Raw genomic sequence first — 23,340 nt, forward strand, 5'->3', positions numbered from 1 at the left:
ACACGCAGCGTCTTTCGCGTTAACAGTGGCCATGAGCCCGCGGTGTGAAGCAATGTGTCGTGGTCTTTCGGCGTCTTGCGCTGCGTGTCGACGCATCTCGCCAGGAGCCCCCGCAGCATCCGACTCTGGAGACATGGCCCACGTGATCGATGTCCCCGCCCTCGGCGCGGCGCTCGCCGGAGACCGACCGGTGCGGTTGCTCGACGTGCGCTGGCGTCTCGATCTGCCGGAGGGAAGGCCGGCCTACCTCGCCGCGCACATACCGGGCGCGGTCTACGTCGATCTCGAACGCGACCTGTCCCGTGCAGGACACCCGGAGGAAGGGCGGTACCCCCTCCCCTCGCTGACCGACCTGCAGCACGCGGCACGTCGATGGGGTGTGGACGACGGAGATCTGGTCGTCGCCTACGACGACAACGACGCGGTGGCCGCCTCCCGCGCGTGGTGGCTGCTGCGTCGGCGCGGGCTGGATGTGCGGGTGCTCGACGGCGGGATCCGCGCGTGGATCGCCTATGGCCTCCCGGTGGAGATCGGCGATCACGGTTCGCGGCCGGGGAACGTGCGCCTGGTCGACGCCGATCCCGGCATCGCGACGATCGACGATGCGGCGCGGGCGCCGTCCTCGGGGGTGCTCCTCGATGTGCGGGCCCCCGAGCACTACCGGGGGCAGGCAGCCGGTGTCGATCCGGCGGCGGGCCACATCCCCGGCGCGGTCAACCTGCCCACCATCGCCCACATCGGTCGCGACGGGATGCTGCGATCACCGGACGAGATCCGCGGGATCATCCGGTCGATCGGCGTCGACGTCGACCGCGACATCGTGCTCTACTGCGGAGTCGGGATCGCGTCCGCGCACTCCGCGCTGGCATTCGCCGAGGCCGGGATCGACACGCGGGTCTACGCCGGGGCGTGGAGCCAGTGGTCGCGCAGCAGGGGGCGCCCGGTCGCCGTGGGGCGCACGCCGTCGGGCGCGCTCCGGGGCTGGTGACCGCGGCGCTCGAAACGAATCCGAGAAAATCTCCTCCTCCCTGCATCCGCCGGGGCCCCTCGGCCGGAAGTACTGGGTGCGGGTGTTCGGCCCGCTCCGATGAAGGAGGAAACGTGCGCAAGACACTCGCAGCCGGCGCGATCGCCGGTCTCGCCCTCGCGGCGGGCTTCGCAGCCCCCGCGCAGGCCATCTCGGCCACGACGGCCGATCTCTCCGTACTCCACGCCATCCCCGACACACCAGTGGACGTGTACGTCAACGGTGCGTTGACCCTCGACGACTTCCAGCCCGGCACTCTCGCGGGCCCGCTCGACCTGGCCGCCGGGTCGTACGACATCGCCATCACGGCGCCGGACGCCGCTGACGCCAGCGCCCCGATCCTCGCGGCGACCGTCGAACTCGCCGCCAATACGAGCTACACCGCCGTCGCTCACCTCAGTGAGGCCGGTGCTCCCACGGTCACCCCGTTCGTCAACGACACCAAGACGACGGCGGCAGGCGAAGGGCGCCTCACGGTCCGTCACGTCGCCGCGGCCCCCGCGGTGGACATCCTCGCCGGTGGATCGCCGGTCGTGGAAGACCTCGTGAACCCGAAGGAGGCGACCCTCGACCTCCCCGTCGGGACCGTCTCGGCGGCCGTCGCCCTCGCCGGCACCACCGACCCCGTGATCGGCCCGGCAGACGTCGCCATTCAGGACGGCGTGCTGACGGTGGTCTACGCCTGGGGCAGCGCGGCGGACGGCAACCTCGCCCTCGCCACGCAGACCGTGACGGTCGGTCACACCGTTCCGGGTGCCGTCATCTCGGGTACCGCCGGGTACGCGGCACAGCGCGACGCGACCACGCAGGGTCTGTGGGCGATCGGATTCGCAGCGCTCGCGGGTGCTGTGGTGGTAGCCGCCACCGCGATCGTCCGACGCTCGCGCGGTGCGAAGCACACCGTCTGACCTGGCACCGAGACCGGAGAGCCCTCTTATGAACCTGCGACGCACAGCTCCCCTCGCACTGGTTCTCATGCTCTCCGCCTGCGCGCCCGCCCCGACCCCCCTCGGGGCGGGCGCACCCACCGCCTCCACGTCGACCCCGTCCGCGACTCCCTCCGCCCCGGTCGTCGACATCCCCCGCGTCGACAGCTCACTGCGCGCCCCCCGTGCTGCAGTGCCCCCGGTGCGGGTGAGCATCGCGGATGCGCGCGTCGACGTGGAGGTGGTACCCGTCGGCGTCGAGACCGGCGGTTTCATGGAGCTGCCCGTCGACCCGGCGATCGCCGGGTGGTACAGGTTCGGTTCAGACCCGTGGAGCCCGGACGGCAACACCGTGATCTCGGCGCACATCGATGCGCCGGACTATCCGATCGGTCCGTTCGCGGTGCTGCGCGATCTCGCACCGGCGACACAGGTCGAGGTCGTCGGACAGGACGGCCGGAGCGCCCTGTACGCCGTCGAGTCCGTCACCTACTATCCGAAGGACGCCCTGCCGACGGAGGATCTCTTCGCCCGGGAGGGTACGAACGATCTCGTCCTCATCACGTGCGGCGGGGAGTTCGACAGCCGAACGGGCCACTACGACGACAACGTCGTGGTCGTCGCCGCACCGGTGGCTGCACGATGAACCGACAGGGAGGCCGTGACCCCGTGGCAGACCCTGATGGCGAGCTCTCGGCGGAGGAGGCGTTCGCCGCCGGCGACGAGGTCGCCCTCGCCCATGCCTATCGGCGGTGGTCACCGGTGGTGTACACCCTCGCGCTGCGCTCGCTCGGCGACCGCGCCGACGCGGAGGACGTCACGCAGAAGACCTTCGTCTCGGCGTGGACGTCGAGGACCACGTACGACCCGGCGCGAGCGCGCCTGTCGACGTGGATCATCGCGATCGCCAAGCGTCGCATCGCCGACACGCACGAGGCTCGGCGCCGCATCCGTGCACTGCAGGAGGAACTGCAGCGCGTGACGATCCCCGACGATCTGAGAGCATCGCTGCCGGTCGACCTCGGGGACACGCTCTTGGTCGCGCAGGAGATCGATCGTCTCGAACCCGATGCCCGAAAAGTGATGCGGTTGGCGTTCTTCGACGACCTGACCCACGACGAGATCTCCCGTCGCATCGGGATGCCGCTGGGTACCGTCAAGAGCCATATCCGTCGCAGCCTGGAACGCATGCGCACTCGACTGGAGGTGACACATGGAGCACATCGATCCTGAGATGCTCGCGCTGATCGCGCTCGGCGAGCCCGTCGCGACGTCGGAGGTCGAGCGTCATCTCGACGCGTGCGACGAGTGCGCCGACGACCTCGCCGGCCTCCGTCGTGCGGCGCTCGCCGGGAGGGCGACCCTCGACGCGGGTGACCTCGAGCGACCGCGCGAGGTCGTCTGGGAGCGCATCTCCGCCGAACTCGCGCTCGGAACGACCGCAGGGCCGGCCGCCCCCGCCCCGGAGCCGTCCCGCTCTGCCACACGCAGACGCTCCGTCGGGCGCAGGCGCTCCGGCCGGAACTGGGGCCTCGCCGCCGTCGCACTCCTCGTCGCCGGTGCGAGTCTGGGAACCTGGGCGTGGACGAGGTCGACGGCACCCATCGAGGTGGCGCAGGCTTCGCTCGCCGCTTTCCCCGATCACCCCGGCGCCGAGGGCACCGCGGTCGTGGAGGAGAACCCGGACGGCTCACGATTCGTGCGGGTGGAGGTATCGGCGGATGCGGCGCCCGACACCTATCGGGAGGTGTGGCTCATCGCCCCCGATGCGTCCGAGCTGGTGAGCCTCGGTGTCCTCGACGACGACACGGGTACGTTGACCGTGCCCGCGGGAGTGGATCTCGCCCGTTTCCCGTTGGTGGACGTCTCGCAGGAACCCGTGGACGGCGACCCCGACCATTCGGGCGACTCGATCGTGCGGGGCGAGCTCTCCTTCTCCTGACCTCCGGGGTCGTGCCCGGGCGGGGCGCCGTCAGGGGGTGGCGGCGGGGAGGATCCGCACCCATCCCGTCTCGATGAGGTCGGTGTCGGTGAAGCTCAATTGCACGACCCCGTCGTAGCCCGTGACGGTGAACGTGCCGCGGTACGGCTCGTCGCACCGCAGAGACGACGACGTCAGGTTGCGGCGCTCATCGCCGGAGACGGCCGTCTCGACCTTGTAGGCGGCGCGGGTGCCGATGCACGCTCCCTCCACGGTGTAGGTGCCGCCGTCGGCCACCGTGTCCTCCGCGATCGAGCTCGCGCTGGGGATCCCGTCCGCGCCGATCACGAACTCCGCGCGGGCCACCTCGCCCTCGGCCACCTCGGGAATGACGAGGGACGTGGGCTCCGGGGAGGCTGGGGACGCCGAAGAGGGTGCGGCCGGGGGAGTGGTCGTGGGCTCGGAATCCGACTCCGTCGTGCCGCCCGCCGTGCACGCGCCCAGCAGGAGCGCAACCGGGAGCAGTGAGACGGCCAGCCGCAGCCGACGCTTCTGTGTGTCCGTCATCCCTCCACGCTAGGCAGCCCCTCAGCGACCGCAACCCCCTGCCGCTCCACCTCGATCCCCTGCACGCGCGCCCGAGATGCGCAAGCGAAGGCGGCGCACACCCGGGCCGTCTACCCTGGAATCCCGCTTCTACCCCAGGGAGGCCCGCCCGTGGCGACGTCCAATCCGCACGAGTCGAAGGTCTGGCTCGCCGCATACGCTCCGGGGGTCCCCGCCGAGATCGACGAGGTCGTCGAAACGCTCCCCGATATGATCGAGGCGAGCGTCAAGACGCACGGCAAGGCTCCCGCTCTGGAGTTCTTCGGCGCGGTCACCTCCTATCGCGATCTGGGCGAGCAGATCGAGAGGGCCGCCGAGGGACTCTGTCGTCTGGGGGTCGCCAAGGGCGATCGGGTCGCCCTTATCCTCCCGAACTGCCCGCAGCACGTGGTGGCCTTCTACGCGGTGCTGCGCCTGGGGGCGATCGTCGTCGAGCACAACCCGCTCTACACCCCGCGGGAGCTGCGTCACCAGTTCGAAGACCACGAGGCGAAGTTCGCCATCGTCTGGGACAAGGTCTACGACGTCGTCGACGACTTCCCGCAGGACGTCCGTCCCGAGCAGATCGTCGCGGTCGACATGACCGAGGCCTTCCCGTGGTCCAAGCGGGTGGCGCTGCGCCTCCCGGTGGCGAAGGCGCGCGAAGCGCGGGCCAAGCTCACCGCGAAGCCGCGGGCGAAGCATCCCGTCTCGTGGGACTCGCTCGTCGGCGGCCGGCGCCTTCCCCGGCGCACGCCTCGTCCGTCGGTCGACGACATCGCGCTGCTGCAGTACACCAGCGGGACGACGGGGTCGCCGAAGGGGGCGATCCTCACGCACGGCAATCTGCGCGCGAACGCGATGCAGGGACGGGCGTGGGTGCCGGGTCTGCGCGAGGGCGAGGAGACCTTCTACGGCGTGCTGCCGCTCTTCCACGCCTATGGCATGACCCTCTGCCTCACCTTCGCGATGAGCATCGGAGCCCGTCTCGTGCTGTTCCCCACCTTCGACGTGTCGCTGGTGTCGGAGGCGGCGAAGAAGAGCCCGCCGACGTTCCTCCCCGCCGTGCCGCCCATCTACGATCAGCTCTCGCGGGCCTCCGCGCAGGGGTCGATCGACCTGACATCGGTGAGATTCGCCATCTCGGGGGCGATGAGCCTCCCGGTCGCGACCGTCGAGAGGTGGGAGGAGGCCACCGGTGGTCTGCTCGTCGAGGGTTACGGCATGACCGAGACCTCGCCCGTCGCGCTCGGCAACCCCATCGGCCCCTCGCGACGTCCGGGGACGGTCGGGGTCCCGTTCCCGAGCACCGAGATCCGGGTGGTCGACCCCGACGACCCGTCGGTCGACGTCGAGGCCGGCGAGCCGGGTGAACTGCTCATCCGCGGCCCCCAGGTCTTCCAGGGCTACTGGCGCCGACCGGGGGAGTCGGCCGACTCCCTCCTCGAGGGAGGGTGGGTGCGCTCCGGCGACATCGTCACGGTCGCGCCCGACGGCTTCGTCACGATCGTCGACCGGCTGAAGGAGCTCATCATCACGGGGGGCTTCAACGTGTCGCCGACCGAAGTCGAGGAGACGCTGCAGCAGCATCCCGACGTCGCCGACGCCGCCGTCGTCGCCCTCCCGCGACGCGACGGCGGAGAGATCGTCGCGGCGGCCGTCGTGCTGCGACCCGGTGCGACGATCGACGTCAACACCCTGCGCGATTTCTGCCGCACCCGACTGGCGGCCTACAAGGTGCCCAAGCGCGTCTTCGTCGTCGAGGATCTGCCTCGTTCGCTCATCGGCAAGGTGCTGCGGCGCGAGGTGCGGTCGCGTCTGCTCGGCGAGGCATAGGGGCGATGTCGGCACTCGCCCGGCCCCGCCGGCGAGCGCTGACATAGAATTTGCTCCGTGGAACACGCACAGACCGACTCGCGCTACTGGTACGGCGCGACCGAAGCGGGGCAGCGCCAGCGCGCGGTGGAGGTGCTCCAGGCCTTCCGCCTGTACCGCGCCGCCGAGGTCGCGATGCGTCGCCGCACCCGCGACTCGATGTCGATGGGCGAGAACGAACTGCTCGTCCTCCGATACCTCCTGAAGGCGGCACGCGAGGACCGCCAGGTCACACCGAGCGAGCTGACCCGCTACCTCGGCGTCTCGACGGCCTCCACGACGGCCATCATCGATCGCCTCGAGCGGTCGAAGCACGTCGTCCGGGTGCCGCATCCCACCGATCGTCGAAGTGTCCGGGTCGTGGCCACCGCCCGTTCTGACGAAGAGGTGCGCGCGACGCTCGGCGATATGCACGGGCGCATGATGGCCGCCGTCATCGACATGACCCCGGAGGAGAGCGCCGCCGTGGTGTCGTGCCTCTCCCGGTTGCAGGAAGCCGTCGACCGGGTGGACGCGCACCCGGCGGAGGACGACGCATCCGACGTTCTGCCGTGAGGTCGTGAGGCGGGCAAGTAGCTCGCTTGACTAGGCATCGAAATAACATTCGACTGTCCGGCGAGGCCGTGGAACCATGGCTCGTATGGAGACCAGAAGTGCGGATGCGGCGACGCCCGCCTCCTCGGACGACGACGGGCGCGTCGTCATCGAGGGCGTCGAAGTCGTGCCGTTCGCGACCGTCGTCTCACGCCTGTGCATCGACTACCCGACCGTGTCGGTCACAAGGATCGAGACGATCATCATGCGCGAGTGGGAGGCCTTCACCGCCGGCCGGCCGCTCGTCGTGCCGGCAGCGCTCGAGGACGGCGTGCGCGAGATGCTCGACCAGCGCTGACCTCTCGGTTCAGGCGGATCGGCTGCTGTCATCGGTGGGTTCGGCGACCAGCATGAGGCCGCCGGAGGAGTTCGCCGATGCCGCGAGCTCCTCGATCCAGGCGCGGCTCAACAGCGTCGGCTCGGGGTCGTCGAACACGAACCGCAGAGGGATCGACGGGTGCAGCCAGACCGTGCTGCGTCCGGGCTCGGCGTCGTCGGTGTGCGTCCACGAGAGGGTGAAGCTCTCGCCCCTGCGCAGTTTGGTCGCTATGACCACCTTGAGGTGCGCCAGCGCGCGGTCCTCGATCTCGATCGGCGCCGAGGAGTCTCCGTAGTAGATCGTTCCCACCCGGTCACGCTACCCCGTCGTCGCATCCTCGGAGGGGGCTTGCGAGCGGTGCGTCGGGATGACAAGAGGGACGACCGCGACGACGGGTAGGCTCGCCATATGGGCAGATTCATCTACGACACGATGGCCAACTCGGTCGACATCGATGACCGCACGCTGGCGCACCTTCGCATCGTGGTGATGAACAAGCTGCGACGCTCCGAGTCGTTCATGTTCGACATCGAGGTGGGCGACGGCAGCGGGCGGCGCAGCTTCTGGATGCACCCGTCGGTGCCGATCCAGTTCCACTTCTTCGGCAGCCGCAGCCCCCGCATCAATCGGGCATGGGTCGAGGAGCTGATGCTCGTCGCCAGCGGCCCGAACGGGCTGGCGATCGTGCCGGAGCCCTCCGAGGACTCCTTCGTCGAAGAGGGCTGACCCCGCCGTCGGCCTCAGCTGGCGCTGGGCTCCGGCGTCGCGACGTCGAAGAGCTCGGCGACGAGCATGATCCCGCCCGAGGAGTTGGCGGAATTGGCGAGCTCCTCCACCCATTCCCGGCTCAGGAGCGCGGGCTCGGGGTCGTCGAAGACGAAGCGCAGGGGGATCGACGGGTGCAGCCACAGGGTGCTGCGGCCGTGCGGCTGGTCGTCGGGATGGCGCCAGGAGACCGTGAAGCTCTCGCCACGACGCAGCTTCGTGGCGATCACGACCTTCAGATGCGCGAGCGCGCGGTCCTCGATCTGGATGGGAGTCGCCGACCCGCCGTAGTAGATGGTGCCCATACGCCTCACCCTAATGGGCGGTGCGAGGGGATGCGCATCGCCTGCGAGCTTGTCAAGGGGACCGGCCGTTCGAGACGCGGCTGTCATTGTGGGGTGATGACCGGAAGGGAGAACCCGGCTGTGACGACACACCCTGGCCCCACGGCGTCCGACAACGACGGGCACCCCAACGACGCAACCGACCCCGCGGATGTCTTCGCGGGTCTGACGGCTATCGACGTCGTCGACGGCGAGCTCGTGCCCCGCCGCGCGCGCGTCTCTCGCTGAACCCGCCGATCAGGCGATCGTCCGTGCGGTGATGGCGCCGCGCGGAGGCGCCGTCGTCGCGCGTGGAACGAGGCGCGTGGGCAGCTCGACGTGCGTCTGCTCCGGAGCCTGTCCCGCCATGAGTGCGACCAGCATCGCGGCAGCAGTGGCTCCGAGCCGCTGCATCGGCTGGCGGACGGTCGTGAGGGGGATCGCGGACTGCGAAGCGTCGGGGATGTCGTCGAATCCGATCACCGACAGGTCTTCGGGAACCCCGATGCCGAGTTGCTCGGCCACGCGGATGAGCCCGAGTGCCGACATGTCGTTGGCTGCGAAGACCGCGGTGGGCGGCCGGTCTGTCTCCAGGAGGATGCGGGCCTCGACGGCCACCGCATCGGCGAGGTAGCCGCCCACGCGCGTGAGACGCGGATCGTGGAGGAGCCCGGCATCCGAGAGCGCTCGACGGTACCCGGCTTCGCGCAGGATCGACGAGCGCAGGTCGGGGCGCCCGGCGAGGAAACCGATGCGGGTGTGGCCGAGCTCGACGAGATAGGTGGTCGCCTGGTGGGCGCCGGCGAAGCTGTCGGATTCGACGGTCGGGAGATCGGCGTGACCGGTGTGCGGGTCGACCGCGACGATCGGCACCTCGGTGTTCACCTCGAGCACGGTGGGGGTGACCATGATGACGCCGTCGATGAGCGTGCCGCTGAGGCGGCTGAGCGATCGGCGCTCCCACCCCTGGTCGGAGTGCTGTCTCGAGCCGCTGTAGGCGAGGAGATCGTAGTGCGTCTCGCGCAGGCCCCACCCGACGCCCTTGAGGATCTCGGCGCTGAAGGGCTCGAAATCGGCGACGAGGACGCCGATCACCCCGGTGCGTCTCGACCGCATGCTGCTGGCCACGAGGCTCGACTCGTATCCGAGATCGGACACCGCCTGGAGCACGCGCGCGGCGGTCGCGTCGGCCACGCCGTACCGGCCGTTCACCGCCTTCGACACCGTCGCGACCGAGACGCCGGCCGCCGCGGCCACGTCGTGAATCGTCGCTCTTCTCGCCATGAGACCCGATCCTAGGACCATTGAAAATGATTTCGAAAACGTTTGACGGTCTCGAAACGCCGGGTGACACTGGACGCGTCCGCAGGCCCTCGCACCGCACCATCGGCACGGACAGGACCCGGCCGCTCGTCGACAGAGCGCGCACTCAATGAAGAGAACAGGTGGATCACATGAAGCTCAGCAGAATCGGGGCAGGCGTCGCCGTCGCCCTCACCGGAGCGCTCGCGCTCGCCGGATGCTCGGGAGGCGGCTCCGAGTCCGCCGACGGCAGCGTCTCGATGACCCTCTGGCACAACTCCTCGACCGGCCCGGGACAGGAGTTCTGGAAGAAGACGGTCGCCGATTTCGAAGCGGCCAACCCCGGCGTGACGATCGAGATCCAGGCGCTCCAGAACGAGGAGCTCGACGGCAAGCTGCAGACGGCGCTCAACTCCGGCGATGCGCCCGATCTCTTCCTGCAGCGCGGCGGCGGGAAGATGGCGGCCATGGTCGAAGCAGGTCAGGTCAAGGACCTCACGGGCCTCCTCTCGGACACCGCGACCAGCGAGATCCCCGAGGCGTCGTTCGGCGCCAACACGCTCGACGGCAAGGTCTACGCGATGCCCGTCGCCGTGCTCCCCGGCGGCATCTTCTACAGCCAGGATCTGTTCGACGCCGCGGGAATCGAGGGCACCCCCGAGACGATCGACGACCTCGAGGCCGATGTCGAGGCACTGAAGGCCACCGGCGTGTCGCCGATCGCCCTCGGCGGCAAGGATGCCTGGCCCGCTGCGCACTGGTACTACTTCTTCGCGCTGCGCGCCTGCAGCCCCGAAGCGATGGCGGATGCCGCCTCGGAGATGAACTTCGACGACCCGTGCTGGCTGGAGGCCGCGGAGAACCTCCAGAGCTTCGCCGACACCGAGCCGTACAACGAGGGCTTCCTGTCGACGTCCGCTCAGCAGGGCGCCGGCTCGTCGGCCGGTCTGCTGGCGAACCGCCAGGCGGGCATGGAGCTCATGGGCGCCTGGAACCCGGGTGTCATCAGCTCGCTCACGCCCGACCAGCAGCCGCTGCCGGACCTCGCCTGGTTCCCGTTCCCCGAGGTCTCGGGCGGTGACGGCGAGCCCGGCTCGATCATGGGCGGTGTCGACGGGTACTCGTGCTCTGTCGGTGCTCCCGACGCGTGCGTCGACTTCCTGAACTATCTCGCCACGTCCGACGTGCAGGTGGAGTACTACAAGGCCTTCGCCGCTCCGCCGGTGAACACGGTCGCTCAGGAGGCCGTCACCGAGCCCTACCTGCAGCAGATCATCGAGGCGTACAGCGCAGCCCCGTACGTGTCGCAGTGGCTCGACACCGTGTACGGACTCAACGTCGGCAACGCGCTGAACGTCGCCGTGGTCGACCTGCTGGCCGGACAGAGCGGGCCGCAGGAGCTCGTCGACGCGGTCAACGCCGCCGCGGCGAAGGGCTAGGACACCGCACATGCACGTCCGCGACACATCGACCACGGAGCCCCCGGCTTCCGTCGAGGTCGCGGGACACGGCGGGGGCGACGTCACCACGTCGCTCCCGCCGGTCGGCCGGCGCCCCAAGGGCATCGGCTGGGCGGGGCGCATCGAGATCGCGCTCCTCGTCGGTCCCGCGCTCCTCGTCTTCCTCGGCTTCGTCATCTTCCCCGTCGTCGCCGCCGCCTACTACGGCTTTTTCAACTGGAAGGGCTACGGGGCGCCGACCGATTTCGTCGGGTTCGACAACTACCTGATCATCCTGCAGGACAGGAACTTCCACGAAGCCCTGGGGCACAACGCCTTCATCGTCGTTGCCTCCCTCGTGCTGCAGGGCCCGGTGGCGCTCATCCTCGCGCTGCTGCTGAACCGCCGGATGCGCGGGCAGTCGATCATCCGCGTGCTCATCTTCGTCCCCTACGTCATCGCCGAAGTGGTGGTCGGGGTCGGCTGGAGTCTCATGCTCCAGCAGCAGGGGGCCCTGAACGGCCTGCTCGCGAACCTCGGTCTGAGCAGCCTCGAGCAGGACTGGCTCGCCAACCCGTCTCTCGCCATCTGGACCCTCATGGTCATCATCACGTGGAAGTACGTCGGCTTCGCCGTCATCCTCTTCCTCGCCGGGCTCCAGGGCATCCCCGAGGAGCTCTCGGAGGCGGCCGCCATCGACGGTGCCTCGTACTGGCAGATCCAGTGGCGGATCACGCTTCCGCTGCTCGGACCCACGCTGCGCATCTGGGCGTTCCTGTCGATCATCGGCTCGCTGCAGCTGTTCGATCTCGTGTACATCATCTGGGGGCAGTACGTGGCCTCCACGGCGGGGACGTCCACCATGGCGACCTACATGGTCTCCGAGGGACGCAACGCCGGCAACTACGGCTACGGCAACGCCGTCGCCGTCGTCATCTTCGTGATCTCGCTCGTCGTCGCGCTGATCTATCAGCGCTTCGTGCTGCGGCGCGACACGCAGGGCGCACTGACCGGAGGGAAACGCCGATGAGCACTGCGACAGCCGTCGTGACGACGCGCACCGGCGGGCGGAAGAACCGCGACCGTCCGAAGCTTCCGTGGGGGAACCCGTTCGTCTACTTCCTCGCGCTCGTGGTGATCGCGCTGCTCCTGGCTCCCGTCGCCTACATCGTGCTCGGCGGATTCCGGTCGAACTCGCAGATCACCACCGACCCCGCAGGATTCCCCGGTCCGTGGCTGGTGGAGAACTACCTCAGCGTGCTGCAGGGCGGGATCTTCTGGCGACAGGTGCTCAACTCCGCCATCGCCGCTCTGACCACGACGGCCGGGGCGGTCATCCTCGGCCTCATGGCGAGCTACGTGCTCGCGCGGTACCGATTCCGCGGACGCGGGGTGCTCTACGCGCTCTTCGCCGCCGGTCTGATGTTCCCCATCACGGTCGCGATCACGCCGCTGTACATCGTGGTGCGCAACCTCGGACTGATGAACTCGCTCCCCGGGGTGATCCTCCCGCAGATCGCGTTCGCGCTGCCGACGACGATCATCATCCTCGTGCCGTTCCTGCGGGCCATTCCCGACGAGATCGAAGAGGCCGCCTTCATCGACGGGGCGAGCCGCATCGGGTTCTTCTGGCGGATGGTGATCCCGCTGTCGATGCCCGGCGTCATCACCACCGGCATCCTCGCGTTCATCGGCAGCTGGAACAGCTACCTCCTGCCGCTGTTCATCCTGAACAACGAGGCGACGTTCACTCTGCCGCTGGGGGTGCAGGCGTTCTCGTCGCAGTACTCGGTCGACACCGCCCGGGTGCTCGCCTTCACCTCGTTGTCGATGATCCCGGCGCTGGTGTTCTTCAGCCTGTTCGAGCGCCGCATCGTCGGCGGACTGACCGGCGCGGTCAAGGGCTGAGAGGGCTCGCAGTGATAGATCCGACGATGACCGGCGCTTCGCCGCGCGTACGCGCGCTGTGGGCGCAGATGACACTCGACGAGAAGCTCGGCCAGCTGGTCGGCTTCTGGGTGGACCAGGGCGACGAGGTCGTGGCGCCGATGGCCGGCGAGATGGCCACGGCCACCACCTACGCCGACGCCACCGTGCACGGCCTCGGGCACCTGACCCGCGTCTACGGCACACGTCCGGTCGACCCGGTCGAGCGCGCCGCCTGGCTGTGGGGCGAGCAGCGGCGGCTGAAGACCGAGACCCGACTGGGCATCCCCGCGCTCGTGCACGAGGAGTGCCTCACCGGGCTCGCGGCGTGGACAGCCGCGACCTTCCCGACCCCGCTCGCGTGGGGAGCAGCGTTCGACCCCGACCTCGTCGAGGAGATGGGTCGTGCGATCGGGGGATCGATGCGGGAGCTCGGGATCCATCAGGGTCTCGCGCCGGTGCTCGACGTCGTCCGCGATCCCCGGTGGGGGCGGGTCGACGAGTGCATCGGCGAAGACCCGTACCTGGTCGGAACGGTGGGGTCGGCGTACGTGAGCGGCCTGCAGAGCACCGGTGTGCACGCCACGCTGAAGCACTTCGTGGGGTACTCGGCGTCGCAGGCGGGGCGCAACCACGCCCCGGTGCACGCCGGTCCGCGGGAGATCGCCGACGTCTTCCTGCCGCCGTTCGAGATGGCGATCCGCGACGGAGGGGCGCGGTCGGTCATGAACTCCTACGCCGAGATCGACGGCGAGCCCGTCGGAGCGACCCCGCGCTACCTCGAGGGGATCCTCCGCGACCAGTGGGGTTTCGACGGCGTGGTCGTGTCGGACTACTTCTCGGTGGCGTTCCTCCACACGATGCACGCCGTCGCCGCCGACCTGGGCGCGGCCGCCGAGCTCGCCCTCCGGGCGGGCATCGACGTCGAGCTCCCCACCGGCGACGCGTTCCTCGCCCCGCTGGCGGAGGGGGTGCGCTCGGGAAGGATCGACGAGGCGCTCGTCGATCGTGCCGTGCTGCGGGTGCTCGCTCAGAAGGAACAGCTCGGGCTGCTCGACGAGACCTTCGCCGAGCCTCCGACGTCGGTCGACCTCGACACCCCCGCTCATCGCGACATCGCCCGGCGCCTCGCCGAGGAGTCGGTCGTTCTGCTCGCCAACGATGGGACGCTGCCCGTGACCGGGCCGCGGCGGGTCGCCGTCATCGGCCCGAACGCCGCAGCATCCGAGCCCCTGATGGGCTGCTACTCGTTCGTCAACCACGTGCTCGCCCACCACCCGGGCACCCCGCTCGGCATCGAGATCCCGACAGTGCTCGACGCCCTCCGTCTCGAATTCGCCGGGGCGGAGATCACCGCGGCGACCGGATGCGACGTCGAGGGCGCCGATCGAACGGGCTTCGCCGAAGCGGAGAGGATCGCGCGCGAGGCAGACGTCGCGATCGTCGTCGTCGGCGACCGCGCCGGACTCTTCGGCCGCGGAACCGTCGGTGAGGGCAACGACCGCGAGAGCCTCGACCTCCCCGGGCTGCAGCGAGAGCTCGTCGAGGCGCTCGTCGCCACCGGAACGCCGGTGGTCGCGGTGCTGCTCACCGGTCGCCCGTACGCCATCGACTGGGCGTTCGACGGCGACCGCCGCCCCGCAGCCGTCCTGCAGGCGTTCTTCCCGGGCGAGGCCGGGGGTGAGGCCATCGCCGCGGTTCTCTCGGGCCGTGTGAACCCGTCGGGGCATCTGCCGGTGTCGCTGCCCCGCTCAGCCGGTGCGCAGCCGTTCAGCTACCTGCATCCGATCCTCGGCGGGGATTCGGAGATCACGAGCGCCGACAGCTCCCCGACGCTGCCGTTCGGTCATGGGCTGGGCTACACCACGTTCGAGCGCCGCGATCTCCGCATCCCCGACGAGGCGCCGGCGGGGGCGTCGTTCTCGGCCGCGGTGACCGTGCGCAACACCGGTGCCGTCGCGGGGACCGAGCTGGTGCAGCTCTACGCGCGCGATCTGTTCGCCAGCGTCACCCGCCCGGTGGCGCAGCTCGTCGGCTACCAGCGAGTGGACCTCGCCCCGGGCGAAGAGGTGCGGGTGGTGTTCGAGGTTCCCACGACGCGCCTGGCCTTCAGCGATGCATCGATGCGCCGCATCGTCGAGCCCGGCGACGTCGAGCTGTGGGTCGGTCCCTCGTGCGCCGAGAAGGAGGCGACCGCCCTGCTGCGCGTCGTCGGCGACGTCCACGAGGTCGCACCGGCCGACGCGCGTCTCGTGGTCGCCCGCATCGATCGCGCGTCGGTGTCGGTCTGAGCAGCGCTCAGGCGGGCGAGGGTGCGCGAAGGAGCTCGGCGAAGGCGAGCTCGGCGGCTCCGATGAGCAGCCGATCCTCGGCGAGCACCGCGAGCCGCAGCTCGAGCGCGTCGGCCACTCCGGGCATGGACTGAGCCCGGACGCCCTCGACGAGGGAGGGGATCGCATCGGCGGCGATCGTGGCCAGGAACCCGCCGAGCACCACCACGGCCGGGTTCAGGACGTTGACGGCGTTGGCGAGGGCGGTGACGAGGATGCGGCGCTGCCGGGCGACCTCCTCGGCCACGCCGGGCGCCGTCGCCGAGGCGAGGGCCGCCGCGAGCGTGGGTTCGTCGGAGCTCTCCAGGCCCACCGCCGCGAGCAGCCGCGAACGGCTGACCTCGTCTTCGAGCACGCCCTCCGTCGCGCGGCGGTCGCCACCGGCCGCGGGGCGGTTCTGGCCGAACTCGCCCGCGTAGCCGCCGGCGCCCCCGACGGGCACCCCGTGCACGATCAGCCCGCCGCCGATGCCGCTCGCTCCGCCGTTGAGGTAGATGACGTCGTCGGCCCCGCGGGCGGCGCCGAACAGGTGCTCGGCCAGTGCTCCGAGGCTCGCGTCGTTGCCGACCGCGGTGTACAGGCCCGTCGCTTCGGCCACGAGGTCGCGCAGCGGTGCGTCGGTCCATCCGAGGTGCGGGGCGATCCGGACGAGCCCGTCCGCGGAGCGCACGAGCCCCGGCACCGCGAGCCCGATGCCCTCGATGCGGCTGTCGCGGAGGATGCCGGTGCGCCACGCGCCGAGGTGCGTCGCGACGAGGGCCGCGGTCTCCTCGGGCGTGGGGGGCCCCGCCGTCTCGATGCGGTCGCGTGCGACCACGCGCCGGTCGAGACCGACGGCGGCGATCGTCGTCGCATCGACTTCGGGGTTGACGGCGATCGCGACCACGCGGCCGTCGGGCGCGACGACGGGGGAGGGGCGCCCGACACGGCCGAGCGAATCGGGCGCGAGCTCCTCGACGAGACCCGCGTCGACGAGCTCGCCGACGAGCGCGGCGATCGTGGATCGGTTCAGGCCCGTCGCCTCGGTGAGGGCGGCCCGCGACCGCGGTCCGTCGAGGTGCACGAGGCGCAGGATGCGCGAGAGGTTGGCGCGCCGGACGCCGTCCCCTCTCGCCGCCGCTTCGCTCACGCCTCTACTGTGCCAGAGGACGGCCGCCGCGCCGGTACTGGACGCGACCGATCGGATGGATTAGGTTGTTAAGGCCAACATATTTGTTCAAGGTCGAGCAGGAGCCCCCATGACCACCCCCACCCGCGCTGACAAGTTCTCCTTCGGTCTCTGGACCGTCGGCTACAACGGCACCGACCCCTTCGGCGGTCCCACCCGCCCCGCCCTCGACGTGGTGCACGCCGTGGAGAAGCTCGCCGAGCTGGGCGCCTACGGCCTCACGTTCCACGACGACGACCTGTTCGCGTTCGGGTCGACCGACGCCGAGCGCCAGACGCAGATCGACCGCCTCAAGGGCGCGCTGTCCGACACCGGCCTGATCGTCCCGATGGTCACGACCAACCTCTTCAGCGCTCCGGTCTTCAAAGACGGCGGCTTCACCTCCAACGACCGCGACGTGCGTCGCTTCGCCCTGCGCAAGGTCTTCCGCCAGCTCGACCTCGGTGCCGAGCTCGGCGCCAAGACGTTCGTCATGTGGGGCGGCCGCGAGGGTGCCGAGTACGACTCGGCGAAAGACATCCGCGCCGCGCTCGAGCGCTACCGCGAGGCCGTGAACCTCCTCGGCGACTACGTCACCGACAAGGGATACGACATCCGGTTCGCGATCGAGCCCAAGCCCAACGAGCCCCGCGGCGACATCCTCCTGCCGACGCTCGGACACGCGATCGCCTTCATCGACTCGCTCGAGCGCCCCGAGCTCGTGGGCGTCAACCCGGAGGTCGGCCACGAGCAGATGGCCGGGCTCAACTTCTCCGCCGGCATCGCCCAGGCGCTGTACCACGGCAAGCTCTTCCACATCGACCTCAACGGCCAGCGCGGCATCAAGTACGACCAGGACCTCGTCTTCGGTCACGGCGACCTGCACAACGCGTTCGCGCTGGTCGATCTGCTCGAGAACGGCGGCCCGGGCGGCGTCCCCGCCTACGACGGTCCGCGTCACTTCGACTACAAGCCCAGCCGCACCGAGGACGAGACGGGCGTGTGGGACTCCGCCAAGGCGAACATGCACACCTACCTCCTTCTGAAGGAGCGCGCCGCGGCCTTCCGCGCCGACCCCGAGGTGCAGGAGGCGCTCGCCGCGGCTAAGGTCGCCGAGCTGTCGCAGCCCACCCTCAACGAGGGCGAGACCTACGACGACTTCCTCGCCGATCGCTCGGCCTACGAGGACTTCGACGCCGATGCGTACCTCGGCGGACACGGCTTCGGCTTCGTGCGCCTGCAGCAGCTCGCGACCGAGCACCTGCTCGGCGCCCGCGGCTGACCCCGCATCCGCCACCCATCGAGAGTCCAAGACACCCGGGCGCGACCATCGCGCCGCCCGGGTGTCTTGGGCTTTCAGTCGAGACGTTCGACGTGAACAGAAGGAGAGCGCGATGACGCTCGTCGCAGGAGTCGATTCGTCGACGCAGTCGTGCAAGGTCGTCGTGGTGGATGCTGCCACCGGGCTCATCGTGCGGGAGGGGCGCGCGTCGCACCCCGACGGCACCGAGGTCGATCCCGAGGCGTGGTGGACGGCCCTGCAGTCGGCGATCGCCGATGCCGGCGGGTTCGCCGACATCGCCGCGGTGTCGGTCGCGGGACAGCAGCACGGCATGGTCGCGCTCGATGCCGACGGTCGTGTGATCCGACCCGCGCTGCTGTGGAACGACACGCGTTCGGGACAGGCGGCCGCCGACCTCGTCGCCGAGGTGGGCGCCGGAGAGTACGCACGCCGCACCGGCGTGGTGCCGGTGGCCTCCTTCACCGCGACGAAGCTCCGCTGGCTGCGCGACGCCGAGCCCGAGGCGGCTGCGCGCGTGGCCGCCGTCGCCCTGCCGCACGACTGGCTGACCTGGCGCCTGCGGGGCTACGGCCCCGGGCGACCCGACCTCGACGCGCTGACCACCGACAGGTCGGAGGCGTCGGGCACGGCCTACTGGGGGGCCGCGGGCTACGACCGCGAGCTGCTCGTGCGAGCGCTCGGTCACGATGCGGTGCTGCCGCGTGTGCTCGACCCGCAGGAGAGCGCGGGGACGACGGCCGACGGCGCGGTCGTCGCCGCGGGCGCCGGCGACAACGCGGGAGCTGCCCTCGGACTCGACGCGAAGCCCGGCGACGTGGTCGTCTCGCTGGGCACGTCGGGGACGGTGTTCGCGGTGACCGAGGATCCGGTGACGGATGCATCGGGGACCGTCGCCGGATTCGCCGACGCCGCCGGAGGCTATCTGCCGCTGGTGGCCACCCTCAACGCGGCACGCGTGCTCGATGCCACCGCACGGCTCCTCGACGTCTCGCACGAGAGGCTGGGCGCCCTCGCGCTGGAGGCGGAGCCCGGCGCGGGCGGAATGGTGCTCGTCCCGTGGTTCGAGGGCGAGCGCACGCCGAACCTGCCGGGGGCGCGGGCGTCGATCTCGGGCCTGTCGCTGGCGAACACCACGCGATCCGACCTGGCCCGTGCGGCGATCGAGGGCATGCTCGCGGGGCTCGCGACCGGGCTCGACGCGATCCGTTCGCTCGGCGTCGAGGCGCGACGCGTGCTGCTCGTGGGGGGCGCCGCGCGCAATGAGGGTGTCGCCGTGATCGCCGGGCAGGTCTTCGATGCCCCCGTCGCCGTCCCGGCGCCGGGGGAGTACGTGGCCCTGGGGGCTGCGCGCCAGGCGGCGTGGGCGCTCACGGGTGCGCGCCCGGGATGGCCGGTCGCGGTCGACCGCGAACCTCCGCACGACACGCGTCGCAGCATCCGTTCCCGCTACGACGAGATCGCCGCCCTTCGCGCCGCCGAGTCGCGCTGACGCTCCTTCGCCGCCGACGGTGCCCGTTTCGGCCGAACGTGCCCGCTTTTTCGGGCGCCGATGGCAGGAACGGGCACTCTCGGCGACGGCGCGCTGAGGCTCAGCGCCCGAGCACCGCGTCGAGGAGGCGCTCGGCGTCGCCGGGGGCGACCGGCTCGCGGCTCAGGGCGCGCAGCAGCACCGCACCGATGAGCGCCTCGGCGAGCTCTTCGACGGGGGCGTCGGGCGGCAGGTTCGAGGTCGTGCCGATGGCCGCCGTGAGGCGCGCTGAGAGCGAGTCGGCGCGGAAGAGCGCGTCGCGAAGGCGTCGACCGACGTCGGCGTTCTCGGCGGCGGCGCCGATCAGCGAGCGCAGGATGCTCTCGCCCTGCTCGCTGCCGAGATAGCCGAAGATCTCTCCCAGCCAACTCGCGAGGTCGCGTCGGACGTCACCGGTGTGCGGCAGCTGAAACCGCCCGGGAACGAGCATCCCCTCGAAGAGGCACTCCGCCGTCACGGCGCCCTTCGACGGCCACCAGCGGTAGATCGTCTGCTTGCCGACACCCGCGCGAGCGGCGATGCCCTCCATCGTGAGGTGGTCGTAGCCGCGCTCGGCGATGAGGGCGGCGGTCGCCTCGAGGATCGATAGACGCGCGGCTTCGCTGCGCACGGGTCCGCTGCGGGGAAGGGGCATACGGGCTCCTCTCACTGAAGACGAGACGGTCCGTGTTATCTTAGCCACGCTTATCGGAGTCGAGGCGCCTCCTCCGTGGGGTCTGCCCGCGGATCAGAGGACGACAATGGCCGAGCTGCTTCACCGCCTGGGAACCTTCGCCGCGCGCCGCGCGTGGACGGTGATCGTCGCGTGGTTGGTGATCCTCGGGATCGCCGGCGCCGGCTTCGCCGTCGGCTTCAAGGGGCTCAGCTCGAGCTTCGACATCCCCGGCACCGCTTCGGGCGACGTCATCGCCCAACTGCAGGAGGACCTGCCCGACTTCAGCGGCGCCTCGGGTCAGGTCGTCTTCCACACCACCGACGGATCGCCGTTCACCGACGCGCAGCGCGCCGAGATCACCTCTCTCGCCGAGTCGGCGACAGACCTCCCCGACGTCGCCGACGTGATCGATCCGTTCGCCGCCGCGCAGCAACTCGCCGACCAGGCCGCCCAGGTCACCGACGGTCAGGCGCAGATCGACGCCGCGCGTGAGCAGGCGGAGAACGGCCAGGCCCAGCTCGACGCCGGCCGCGCCCAGCTCGAGGCGGGCCAGGCCCAGCTCGACGCGGCGAAGGCGCAGGCCGAGGCGGCCGGGTTCCCCACGACCGAGATCGATGCGCAGCAGGCGCAGCTCGACGCGCAGCGCGCCCAGCTCGACGCCCAGCAGCAGCAGCTGACCGACGGTCTCGCCACGATCGACGAGAACGAGGCCGAGCTCCAACGTGGAGCGGATCTGCTCTCGCTCGCCGACGGCATCGGCGTGCTGTCGGACGACGGAGCCACGGCGCTCGTCAACGTCTCCTTCACCGAGCCCCGGCTCGAACTGTCCCAGGAGTCGAAGGATGCTGTCGTGGAGCACTTCGAGTCCGCACCCGTCGATGGGGTCGAGGTCGCCTTCTCGACCGACATCTCGCAGGGAGTGCCGGAGATCCTCGGTGTCGGCGAGGTCGTCGGCGTCGCGATCGCCGCGATCGTGCTCGTCGTCGTGCTCGGATCGCTCCTGGCCGCCGCCTTCCCCCTCATCACCGCGATCGTGGGGGTCGGCATCGGCGCGATGGCGACGCTGTCGTTCTCGGGCGTCGTGCAGATGGCCTCGGTCACCCCGATCCTCGGTGTCATGCTCGGCCTCGCGGTGGGCATCGACTACTCCCTCTTCATCCTCTACCGACACCGCAAGCAGCTTCTCCAGGGCGCCGAGGTGCGCGAGTCGGTGGGGCTCGCGAACGGCACCGCCGGCAACGCGGTGGTCTTCGCCGGCACCACGGTGATCGTGGCGCTCCTGGCGCTCAACATCACCGGCATCCCGTTCCTCGGGCTGATGGGCACGGCGGGCGCGATCAGTGTCGCGGTGGCCGTGCTGATCGCGGTCTCGCTCACCCCGGCGCTGCTCGGTCTCGCCGGCACCCGGGTGCTCGGACGCCGCGCCCGCGCCCGCGCCGAAGCTGCGGCCGCAGCATCCGCCTCGGGGCAGCCCGAGACGCCGCGCACGCGCGTTCGTCCGATGTCGACTCTGCGGGCGGTCGTGACCGCCGTCGTCGCCGTGGTGGCGCTGCTCGTCGTCGCGATCCCCGCGCTGTCGATGCGTCTCGGTCTTCCCGACGGCGGCTCGGAGGCCGAGGACTCCACCGCGTACCGCGCCTACACGCTTACGCAGGACGCGTTCGGCGAGGGCGTGAACGGACCGCTGCTCGTGGTCGCGACCTTCCCCGACGGCCTCGACGACGACCAGGTGCTCGACGCGCAGCTGAACGTCGCCCGGACGCTCGCCGATCAGGACGCCGTCGTCGCGGTCGCCCCGGTGGCCGTCTCGGACGACAACCGCATCGGCGCGTTCCAGGTGGTTCCCGCCGAGGGCCCGAACAGCGTCTCGACCGAGACGCTCGTGCGCGACCTCCGCCAGCTCCCGCCCGTCGACGGCGACATCGCGCTCGGGGTCGCGGGCCAGGCGGCGATCAACATCGACATCTCGGAGGGCCTCGCCGACGTGCTGCCGGTCTACCTCGTCGTGGTGGTCGGGCTGTCGTTCCTCATCATGATCATGGTGTTCCGCTCGATCCTCGTTCCGCTCATCGCCACCGCCGGGTTCGTGCTCTCGCTGTTCGCGACGTACGGCGCGGTGACCGCGGTGTTCCAGTGGGGCTGGTTCGCCGACCTGCTCGGCGTGCACAACCCCGGACCGATCCTGAGCTTCCTGCCGGTGATCCTCGTCGGCATCCTCTTCGGGCTGGCGATGGACTATCAGCTGTTCCTGGCCACGGGCATGCGCGAGGCGTACATGCACGGCGCCCCCGCGCGTCTCGCGGTCGCCCAGGGCTTCCGCGCCGGTCGCACGGTCGTCATCGCCGCGGCGCTGATCATGATCGCGGTGTTCGGCGGCTTCATCACGAGCGAGTCGGTGATCATCAAATCGATGGGTCTCGGGCTCTCGCTCGGCGTGCTGTTCGACGCGTTCATCGTTCGGATGCTGTTGATGCCCGCGATCATGCACCTGCTCGGCCGTTCCGCGTGGTGGCTGCCCCGCTGGCTCGACAGGATCACGCCCAACGTCGACGTCGAGGGCTCGGCACTGGAGCGCCGCCACCCCGTGCATCACTGACCCCCGACGGTGGGCGCGAGGCGGTGGGCGCGAGGCGGTGGGCGCAGCTCACAGCCCCTTCGTAGCCGTCGTCGATAGCGTGGAGACCATGCCCGAGCGCGACGAGCAGCAGATCACCGTCTCGGCCACGGCTCTGCGCGCGATGCGCGACGAGTTCCAGCGCTTCCTCATGGAGTACCGCTTCGGACTGCAGGAGATCGAGACGAAGATCTCGATCCTCCGCGAGGAGTTCGAGGAGGTGCACGACTACAACCCGATCGAGCACGTCTCGGGTCGCGTCAAGTCGCCCGACAGCCTCGCGGAGAAGGTGCGCCGCAAGGGCGTCGACGCCGATTTCGAGAGCATCCGCGCATCGATCACCGACATCGCCGGCGTGCGCATCACCTGCAGCTTCACCACCGACGCCTATCGGCTGTTCGATCTCCTGACGCAGCAGGACGACATCACCGTCATCAGCGTCAAGGACTACATCGCCGAGCCCAAGCCCAACGGCTACAAGAGCCTGCACGCGATCGTCTCGGTGCCGGTCTTCCTGTCGACGGGTCGGGTCGACGTTCCGGTCGAGGTGCAGTTCCGCACGATCGCGATGGATTTCTGGGCGAGCCTCGAGCACAAGATCTACTACAAGTACGACCGCCTCGTGCCCGACGAGCTGCTCGCCGGACTCAAGGATGCTGCCGACACGGCCGCCGAGCTCGACCAGCGCATGGAGCGGCTGCACCGCGAGATCCGCGGCGGCGCTCCCGGGGTCGTCTCGATCTGACCCGGGCCGCCGCCGC

The 23,340-nt window shown here is 70.3% G+C and carries 24 protein-coding genes; 18 read left to right on the top strand and 6 right to left on the bottom strand.

Features of this window, described 5'->3' with window-relative positions:
* Window positions 1–133: 133 nt before the first annotated feature.
* From FVP77_RS00070 to FVP77_RS00090, 5 genes are all read left to right on the top strand, one after another.
* The gene (locus tag FVP77_RS00070; protein WP_147892687.1) at window positions 134–988 is read left to right on the top strand and encodes a sulfurtransferase; all 855 of its coding nucleotides are present in this window, start codon (window positions 134–136) and stop codon (window positions 986–988) included.
* Window positions 989–1,101: 113 nt separating this feature from the next.
* Window positions 1,102–1,935, top strand: a complete 834-nt coding sequence (locus FVP77_RS00075; RefSeq protein WP_147892688.1) for a DUF4397 domain-containing protein — start codon at window positions 1,102–1,104, stop codon at window positions 1,933–1,935.
* Window positions 1,936–1,963: 28 nt separating this feature from the next.
* On the top strand, window positions 1,964–2,599 hold the full coding sequence (locus tag FVP77_RS00080) for a class F sortase (RefSeq protein WP_246133910.1): 636 nt from the start codon (window positions 1,964–1,966) through the stop codon (window positions 2,597–2,599).
* Window positions 2,596–3,186, top strand: a complete 591-nt coding sequence (locus tag FVP77_RS00085; protein ID WP_147892689.1) for an RNA polymerase sigma factor — start codon at window positions 2,596–2,598, stop codon at window positions 3,184–3,186. The genes FVP77_RS00080 and FVP77_RS00085 overlap by 4 nt, the downstream gene beginning before the upstream one ends.
* The gene (locus FVP77_RS00090) at window positions 3,167–3,895 is read left to right on the top strand and encodes an anti-sigma factor (protein ID WP_147892690.1); all 729 of its coding nucleotides are present in this window, start codon (window positions 3,167–3,169) and stop codon (window positions 3,893–3,895) included. Before FVP77_RS00085 ends, FVP77_RS00090 begins: the two co-directional genes overlap by 20 nt.
* A gap of 30 nt (window positions 3,896–3,925) precedes the next feature.
* On the opposite strand, the gene FVP77_RS16660 is transcribed toward FVP77_RS00090, so the two are convergent.
* Complete coding sequence (locus FVP77_RS16660; protein WP_187266755.1) at window positions 3,926–4,441, bottom strand: hypothetical protein; 516 nt, start codon at window positions 4,439–4,441, stop codon at window positions 3,926–3,928.
* A gap of 150 nt (window positions 4,442–4,591) precedes the next feature.
* Here FVP77_RS16660 and FVP77_RS00100 point away from each other — a divergent pair, with 150 nt between their 5' ends.
* The 3 genes from FVP77_RS00100 to FVP77_RS00110 all read left to right on the top strand — a co-directional run bounded on the left by FVP77_RS00100 (window position 4,592) and on the right by FVP77_RS00110 (window position 7,226).
* Window positions 4,592–6,295 (top strand): long-chain-fatty-acid--CoA ligase, encoded by a 1,704-nt coding sequence (locus FVP77_RS00100; protein ID WP_147892692.1) that lies wholly within the window; start codon window positions 4,592–4,594, stop codon window positions 6,293–6,295.
* A gap of 57 nt (window positions 6,296–6,352) precedes the next feature.
* The gene (locus FVP77_RS00105) at window positions 6,353–6,889 is read left to right on the top strand and encodes a MarR family winged helix-turn-helix transcriptional regulator (RefSeq protein WP_147892693.1); all 537 of its coding nucleotides are present in this window, start codon (window positions 6,353–6,355) and stop codon (window positions 6,887–6,889) included.
* An 85-nt stretch (window positions 6,890–6,974) separates the two neighbouring features.
* Window positions 6,975–7,226: a hypothetical protein gene (locus FVP77_RS00110; protein WP_147892694.1), complete on the top strand. Its 252-nt coding sequence runs from the start codon at window positions 6,975–6,977 to the stop codon at window positions 7,224–7,226.
* 9 nt (window positions 7,227–7,235) lie between these two features.
* Here FVP77_RS00110 and FVP77_RS00115 read toward each other — a convergent pair whose 3' ends face one another.
* Window positions 7,236–7,556, bottom strand: a complete 321-nt coding sequence (locus tag FVP77_RS00115) for a DUF7882 family protein (protein ID WP_147892695.1) — start codon at window positions 7,554–7,556, stop codon at window positions 7,236–7,238.
* 99 nt (window positions 7,557–7,655) lie between these two features.
* Here FVP77_RS00115 and FVP77_RS00120 point away from each other — a divergent pair, with 99 nt between their 5' ends.
* The gene (locus FVP77_RS00120) at window positions 7,656–7,973 is read left to right on the top strand and encodes a DUF7882 family protein (protein WP_147892696.1); all 318 of its coding nucleotides are present in this window, start codon (window positions 7,656–7,658) and stop codon (window positions 7,971–7,973) included.
* Window positions 7,974–7,987: 14 nt separating this feature from the next.
* On the opposite strand, the gene FVP77_RS00125 is transcribed toward FVP77_RS00120, so the two are convergent.
* Window positions 7,988–8,317 carry a DUF7882 family protein gene (locus FVP77_RS00125; RefSeq protein WP_147892697.1) on the bottom strand — a complete coding sequence of 110 codons (330 nt, stop codon included), beginning with the start codon at window positions 8,315–8,317 and terminating at the stop codon, window positions 7,988–7,990.
* Window positions 8,318–8,437: 120 nt separating this feature from the next.
* On the opposite strand from FVP77_RS00125, the gene FVP77_RS16665 reads away from it, so the two are divergent.
* Window positions 8,438–8,584 (top strand): hypothetical protein, encoded by a 147-nt coding sequence (locus FVP77_RS16665; RefSeq protein WP_187266756.1) that lies wholly within the window; start codon window positions 8,438–8,440, stop codon window positions 8,582–8,584.
* Window positions 8,585–8,593: 9 nt separating this feature from the next.
* Here the strand turns inward: FVP77_RS16665 and FVP77_RS00130 are convergent, their stop codons facing one another.
* Complete coding sequence (locus FVP77_RS00130; protein WP_147892698.1) at window positions 8,594–9,619, bottom strand: LacI family DNA-binding transcriptional regulator; 1,026 nt, start codon at window positions 9,617–9,619, stop codon at window positions 8,594–8,596.
* Window positions 9,620–9,789: 170 nt separating this feature from the next.
* Here FVP77_RS00130 and FVP77_RS00135 point away from each other — a divergent pair, with 170 nt between their 5' ends.
* From FVP77_RS00135 to FVP77_RS00150, 4 genes are read left to right on the top strand one after another with little or no spacing between them, the layout of a single operon-like run.
* Window positions 9,790–11,076, top strand: a complete 1,287-nt coding sequence (locus tag FVP77_RS00135) for an ABC transporter substrate-binding protein (RefSeq protein ID WP_147892699.1) — start codon at window positions 9,790–9,792, stop codon at window positions 11,074–11,076.
* Window positions 11,077–11,086: 10 nt separating this feature from the next.
* Complete coding sequence (locus FVP77_RS00140; RefSeq protein WP_147892700.1) at window positions 11,087–12,106, top strand: carbohydrate ABC transporter permease; 1,020 nt, start codon at window positions 11,087–11,089, stop codon at window positions 12,104–12,106.
* On the top strand, window positions 12,103–12,984 hold the full coding sequence (locus FVP77_RS00145; RefSeq protein ID WP_147892701.1) for a carbohydrate ABC transporter permease: 882 nt from the start codon (window positions 12,103–12,105) through the stop codon (window positions 12,982–12,984). The genes FVP77_RS00140 and FVP77_RS00145 overlap by 4 nt, the downstream gene beginning before the upstream one ends.
* A 26-nt stretch (window positions 12,985–13,010) precedes the next feature.
* Window positions 13,011–15,293: a beta-xylosidase/alpha-l-arabinosidase gene (locus FVP77_RS00150; RefSeq protein WP_147892702.1), complete on the top strand. Its 2,283-nt coding sequence runs from the start codon at window positions 13,011–13,013 to the stop codon at window positions 15,291–15,293.
* A 7-nt stretch (window positions 15,294–15,300) separates the two neighbouring features.
* On the opposite strand, the gene FVP77_RS00155 is transcribed toward FVP77_RS00150, so the two are convergent.
* Window positions 15,301–16,461, bottom strand: a complete 1,161-nt coding sequence (locus tag FVP77_RS00155; RefSeq protein ID WP_147892703.1) for an ROK family transcriptional regulator — start codon at window positions 16,459–16,461, stop codon at window positions 15,301–15,303.
* A 109-nt stretch (window positions 16,462–16,570) separates the two neighbouring features.
* Between FVP77_RS00155 and xylA the strand changes: the two genes are divergently transcribed.
* Window positions 16,571–17,761: a xylose isomerase gene (gene xylA, locus FVP77_RS00160; protein WP_147892704.1), complete on the top strand. Its 1,191-nt coding sequence runs from the start codon at window positions 16,571–16,573 to the stop codon at window positions 17,759–17,761.
* Between the two features lie 112 nt (window positions 17,762–17,873).
* Window positions 17,874–19,271 (top strand): xylulokinase, encoded by a 1,398-nt coding sequence (xylB, locus tag FVP77_RS00165; protein WP_147892705.1) that lies wholly within the window; start codon window positions 17,874–17,876, stop codon window positions 19,269–19,271.
* 100 nt (window positions 19,272–19,371) lie between these two features.
* Here the strand turns inward: xylB and FVP77_RS00170 are convergent, their stop codons facing one another.
* A complete protein-coding gene (locus tag FVP77_RS00170; RefSeq protein ID WP_147892706.1) occupies window positions 19,372–19,944 on the bottom strand; it encodes a TetR/AcrR family transcriptional regulator in 573 nt (190 codons plus the stop codon).
* Between the two features lie 106 nt (window positions 19,945–20,050).
* On the opposite strand from FVP77_RS00170, the gene FVP77_RS00175 reads away from it, so the two are divergent.
* Both FVP77_RS00175 and FVP77_RS00180 read left to right on the top strand, forming a co-directional pair.
* Window positions 20,051–22,561 (top strand): MMPL family transporter, encoded by a 2,511-nt coding sequence (locus tag FVP77_RS00175; protein WP_147892707.1) that lies wholly within the window; start codon window positions 20,051–20,053, stop codon window positions 22,559–22,561.
* 88 nt (window positions 22,562–22,649) lie between these two features.
* Window positions 22,650–23,324, top strand: coding sequence for a GTP pyrophosphokinase (locus FVP77_RS00180; RefSeq protein WP_147892708.1), 675 nt, complete (start codon window positions 22,650–22,652; stop codon window positions 23,322–23,324).
* The last annotated feature ends 16 nt before the right edge of the window (window positions 23,325–23,340 follow it).

This window comes from Microbacterium hatanonis, assembly GCF_008017415.1.
GTDB lineage: Bacteria > Actinomycetota > Actinomycetes > Actinomycetales > Microbacteriaceae > Microbacterium > Microbacterium hatanonis.

Excerpts from the sequence above, each read along its gene's own strand:
- FVP77_RS00070 (WP_147892687.1), top strand. The coding sequence starts at position 134 with ATGGCCCACGTGATCGATGTCCCCGCCCTCGGCGCGGCGCTCGCCGGA.
- FVP77_RS00080 (WP_246133910.1), top strand. The coding sequence starts at position 1,964 with ATGAACCTGCGACGCACAGCTCCCCTCGCACTGGTTCTCATGCTCTCC.
- FVP77_RS00085 (WP_147892689.1), top strand. The coding sequence starts at position 2,596 with ATGAACCGACAGGGAGGCCGTGACCCCGTGGCAGACCCTGATGGCGAG.
- FVP77_RS00090 (WP_147892690.1), top strand. The coding sequence starts at position 3,167 with ATGGAGCACATCGATCCTGAGATGCTCGCGCTGATCGCGCTCGGCGAG.
- FVP77_RS16660 (WP_187266755.1), bottom strand. The coding sequence starts at position 4,441 with ATGACGGACACACAGAAGCGTCGGCTGCGGCTGGCCGTCTCACTGCTC.
- FVP77_RS00110 (WP_147892694.1), top strand. The coding sequence starts at position 6,975 with ATGGAGACCAGAAGTGCGGATGCGGCGACGCCCGCCTCCTCGGACGAC.
- FVP77_RS00120 (WP_147892696.1), top strand. The coding sequence starts at position 7,656 with ATGGGCAGATTCATCTACGACACGATGGCCAACTCGGTCGACATCGAT.
- FVP77_RS00125 (WP_147892697.1), bottom strand. The coding sequence starts at position 8,317 with ATGGGCACCATCTACTACGGCGGGTCGGCGACTCCCATCCAGATCGAG.
- FVP77_RS00130 (WP_147892698.1), bottom strand. The coding sequence starts at position 9,619 with ATGGCGAGAAGAGCGACGATTCACGACGTGGCCGCGGCGGCCGGCGTC.
- FVP77_RS00135 (WP_147892699.1), top strand. The coding sequence starts at position 9,790 with ATGAAGCTCAGCAGAATCGGGGCAGGCGTCGCCGTCGCCCTCACCGGA.
- FVP77_RS00140 (WP_147892700.1), top strand. The coding sequence starts at position 11,087 with ATGCACGTCCGCGACACATCGACCACGGAGCCCCCGGCTTCCGTCGAG.
- FVP77_RS00145 (WP_147892701.1), top strand. The coding sequence starts at position 12,103 with ATGAGCACTGCGACAGCCGTCGTGACGACGCGCACCGGCGGGCGGAAG.
- FVP77_RS00150 (WP_147892702.1), top strand. The coding sequence starts at position 13,011 with ATGACCGGCGCTTCGCCGCGCGTACGCGCGCTGTGGGCGCAGATGACA.
- xylA (WP_147892704.1), top strand. The coding sequence starts at position 16,571 with ATGACCACCCCCACCCGCGCTGACAAGTTCTCCTTCGGTCTCTGGACC.
- xylB (WP_147892705.1), top strand. The coding sequence starts at position 17,874 with ATGACGCTCGTCGCAGGAGTCGATTCGTCGACGCAGTCGTGCAAGGTC.
- FVP77_RS00170 (WP_147892706.1), bottom strand. The coding sequence starts at position 19,944 with ATGCCCCTTCCCCGCAGCGGACCCGTGCGCAGCGAAGCCGCGCGTCTA.
- FVP77_RS00175 (WP_147892707.1), top strand. The coding sequence starts at position 20,051 with ATGGCCGAGCTGCTTCACCGCCTGGGAACCTTCGCCGCGCGCCGCGCG.
- FVP77_RS00180 (WP_147892708.1), top strand. The coding sequence starts at position 22,650 with ATGCCCGAGCGCGACGAGCAGCAGATCACCGTCTCGGCCACGGCTCTG.